This window comes from Paracoccus marcusii, from assembly GCF_006151785.1.
In the GTDB taxonomy this organism is placed as follows: domain Bacteria; phylum Pseudomonadota; class Alphaproteobacteria; order Rhodobacterales; family Rhodobacteraceae; genus Paracoccus; species Paracoccus marcusii.
Genome location: NZ_VDDD01000257.1, coordinates 1 through 1,212, shown reverse-complemented (window position 1 = coordinate 1,212; position 1,212 = coordinate 1). Strand labels below are relative to the sequence as shown.

Genomic DNA, 1,212 nt, shown 5'->3' with positions numbered 1-1,212 from the left:
CGGCGACCGCCGCCGCCGACGCCACCGCGGACCTGACGCCGCGCCTTGGCCGGGCACGCCCGCTGGCGGAACGCAGCATCGGGCATCCCGATGCGGGCGCGATCTCGCTGGCGCTTTGCGCGCGGGTCGTGGCCAGGGCGCTGGCCCGATAAATTCGGGCGGCGCGACCGACGCGCCGCCCACCAACAATATTCCAGACGGAGAGACACATGCGCATTGCTTTGGCCTTGGGGGATGCCGGGGGCGTCGGCCCGGAACTGGCGGCGAAACTGCTGGCCCATGACGACATGAAGGCGTTGGACGTGATCGTCGTGGGCGATGCGCGGGTGCTGGAGATGGGCGCGCGCCATGCAGGGGTCACGCTGGACCTGCCGCGGATCGGCGCCGATCAGGTCGGCCCCGACATGGCGCCGGGCCATGTGCTTCTGGATCTGGCGAATTGCGCGGTGGACGGCATGACCCTGGGCCAGTCCAGTGCCCATGCCGGCGCGGCCAGCCTGCAGAATTTCGGCTGCGTGCTGCAGCTGGCAGGGGCGGGGATCGCGGATGCGGCGATGTTCACGCCCTTCAACAAGCATTCGATGCGGCTGGCCCGGCCCAGCTATGTCGACGAGATCGGGTTTATCGACGCGGTTCTGCACGCGGATCGCAGTGGGCGAGAGTTCAACGTCCTGGAGGAGGTCTGGAACGCCCGCGTGACCAGCCACATCCCGCTGCGCAAGGTGGCCGAGACGCTGACCACCGAACGCATCCTGGACAGCCTGCGCCTGACGGCCGAGGTGATGGCCGGTGCGGGCAAGCCCGGCGCGCGGATCGGCGTCGCCGCGCTGAACCCCCATGCGGGCGACGGCGGCAATTTCGGCCACGAGGATGACGAGATCCTGGCCCCCGCCGTGGCGCACGCCGTGGCCCTAGGCATCGACGCCAAGGGGCCGATCCCGTCCGACACCGTCTTCGTGCGTGCCATCCGCGGCGAATTCGACGCAGTGCTGACCATGTATCACGACCAGGGCCAGATCGCGATGAAGCTGATGGGCTTTGACCGCGGCGTAACGCTGATCGCGGGTTACGGCTTTCCGATCGTGACGCCCGCGCATGGCACGGCCTTCGACATCGCGGGGCAGGGGCGGGCCGATCTGGGCGCGACGCTGACCGCCGCGCGCCTTGGCCGCGACCTGGCCGCGCTGAACCCAGCACGCGCGCCGCGCGCGT

Annotated in this window: 2 protein-coding genes; both read left to right on the top strand. The window is 70.2% G+C overall.

What is annotated here, in order from left to right:
* Positions 1-152 (top strand): DAK2 domain-containing protein (locus FHD68_RS18640; protein WP_139086621.1); only part of this gene is annotated, 152 nt, incomplete at its 5' end.
* 57 nt (positions 153-209) lie between these two features.
* Positions 210-1,212, top strand: a 1,003-nt coding sequence (locus tag FHD68_RS18635) for a 4-hydroxythreonine-4-phosphate dehydrogenase PdxA (protein WP_139086619.1), incomplete at its 3' end; no start/stop codon positions are given.